Genomic DNA, 2,339 nt, shown 5'->3' with positions numbered 1-2,339 from the left:
GCTAACCACGGTAGGGTCAGCGACTGGGGTGAAGTCGTAACAAGGTAGCCGTAGGGGAACCTGCGGCTGGATCACCTCCTTTCTAAGGAAGCTGTGGAATTGGTAAGACGCCGGACTTGATCTGGATGAACCTTCCCGTGCTTTTTAGAACATAGATCGGACCAGTCAGGTCACGATCGCAACGTAATACGCCGGATGACTTTGGTCATGACGGTATGGCGAGCTGCGCCGTCCACGTTTCTCTTTCTTCACAAGGATATCGAACCATTGGTTTGCGCTCACGCGCTGTTCGCACCTTCGGTGCTGCGCTCCGCGAGGGCACCGGACGACCGGTGACGGCCTCTGGCCTTTATGGGCGACCGCTCGCAAGCTTTAGAGTTCAGCGAGTTAGGGCCCGTAGCTCAGTTGGTTAGAGCACACGCTTGATAAGCGTGGGGTCGGTAGTTCAAGTCTACCCGGGCCCACCATGCTTTGTCTTTTAGGCTATGCATGGCACGACCGCGAAGACGTCTGATGGTTTATGCTGATCCCATAAGGTTTTGCCTGATGGGTGTTCGTCGCGATAAGCCCTTTGGGCTTACGCTGGAATGGTTGGGGCTGTAGCTCAGCTGGGAGAGCACCTGCTTTGCAAGCAGGGGGTCAGCGGTTCGATCCCGCTCAGCTCCACCAATTCGCTTGGTGTTTGAGCCGAGGCGGTGATTAAGAGATATCCTTTGAAGAAATAAACGTTTTGCATCGGCTTTCGAGCTTGATGCGTGTTCTGCATACATTGTGAAGAGAAGATTGATCTGGAGGCTTCCAGGTGTTTTGAGCGACCGCAAGGTTGTTTAAAGCGTCCGAGCCCGGACCTTATGAGAACGTGGATGGCCTAGCCGGCTGGAAACGAAGGAGGGGACGGAGGTAGGAAGGAAGCTTGTCGCTCTGGGTCGCCAGCGTAAATTGCGAAAGCGGTTTGCGCGTGTTGTTTGTATTCCTGATGGAATGCATCTCGACGGCGGCCGGATTACCGTTGCCTGACCGCGCGGTATCGGATCCAATCTCGAGAAGCTGGTCTTAAGACAGACTGCAAGCGAGCTGCTCGGCGTAGCTCCAATAAAGCAGATCTGTCGAACACGTCGATGGCATTGTTAGAAAGCGTCCGTTGTAAAAGGTAACGGCGCATAGCTGGTTCGGCACACTGCAAAGTGTCCGGATTGTCAGATTTGGAACCCCTTCGAGCGCAAGCGAGAAGGATAGGAATTCCAAATCCAAGCAAAGATGATGAGCATCGGCAATGAGAACGATTAAGTGTTATAAGGGCATTTAGTGGATGCCTAGGCATGCACAGGCGATGAAGGACGTGATACGCTGCGAAAAGCCGTGGGGAGCTGCGAATAAGCTTTGATCCATGGATCTCCGAATGGGGCAACCCACCTTAAATACCTAGAAAATCTGAACTGTTGACTAGTTGAGATCTCTCTTCTTCGAAACTCTCGAGGGAAAGGGATCGAAGCCCGTTGGGCTTTGCAAGGCCAAGGGCCGTCACCGCTTATGCGGTGTAGGTTCAACGTTTTGGTGGCTGGTGAAACACTTCAGGTTTCTAGGTATTATCATAAGGTATCTACACCTGAATAAAATAGGGTGTAAGAAGCGAACGCAGGGAACTGAAACATCTAAGTACCTGCAGGAAAGGACATCAACCGAGACTCCGCAAGTAGTGGCGAGCGAACGCGGACCAGGCCAGTGGCAATGAGTGTTAAAGTGGAAGAACCTGGAAAGGTTTGCCGTAGAGGGTGATAGCCCCGTACGCGTAGATACACTTATTGTCCTAGAGTAGGGCGGGACACGTGAAATCCTGTCTGAACATGGGGCGACCACGCTCCAAGCCTAAGTACTCGTGCATGACCGATAGCGAACCAGTACCGTGAGGGAAAGGTGAAAAGCACCCCGACAAGGGGAGTGAAATAGAACCTGAAACTGGATGCCTACAAACAGTCGGAGCCCGCAAGGGTGACGGCGTACCTTTTGTATAATGGGTCAACGACTTAGTGTAACAAGCAAGCTTAAGCCGGTAGGTGTAGGCGAAGCGAAAGCGAGTCTGAATAGGGCGATTTAGTTTGTTGCATTAGACCCGAAACCGAGTGATCTAGCCATGAGCAGGTTGAAGGTTGGGTAACACCAACTGGAGGACCGAACCCGCATCTGTTGCAATAGATTGGGATGACTTGTGGCTAGGGGTGAAAGGCCAATCAAACTCGGAAATAGCTGGTTCTCCGCGAAATCTATTTAGGTAGAGCGTCGAGCGAATACTCCCGGGGGTAGAGCACTGGATGGGCTATGGGGACTCACCGTCTTACTGA

2 tRNA genes and 2 rRNA genes are annotated in these 2,339 nt (G+C 52.4%); all 4 read left to right on the top strand.

Going from position 1 to position 2,339, the window contains the following annotated elements:
* Positions 1-82: ribosomal RNA gene (locus tag G6K99_RS23145) — 16S ribosomal RNA — on the top strand; the annotation flags it as partial.
* 308 nt (positions 83-390) lie between these two features.
* A tRNA-Ile gene (locus G6K99_RS23140) sits at positions 391-467 on the top strand.
* A gap of 126 nt (positions 468-593) precedes the next feature.
* Positions 594-669, top strand: a tRNA-Ala gene (locus tag G6K99_RS23135).
* 612 nt (positions 670-1,281) lie between these two features.
* Positions 1,282-2,339, top strand: a 23S ribosomal RNA gene (locus G6K99_RS23130); the annotation flags it as partial.

Source organism: Neorhizobium sp. AL 9.2.2 (genome assembly GCF_013317225.1).
Lineage (GTDB): Bacteria > Pseudomonadota > Alphaproteobacteria > Rhizobiales > Rhizobiaceae > Neorhizobium > Neorhizobium soli.
The sequence above is the reverse complement of the archived record's forward strand: the minus strand, read 5'-3'. Positions and strand labels throughout refer to the sequence as shown.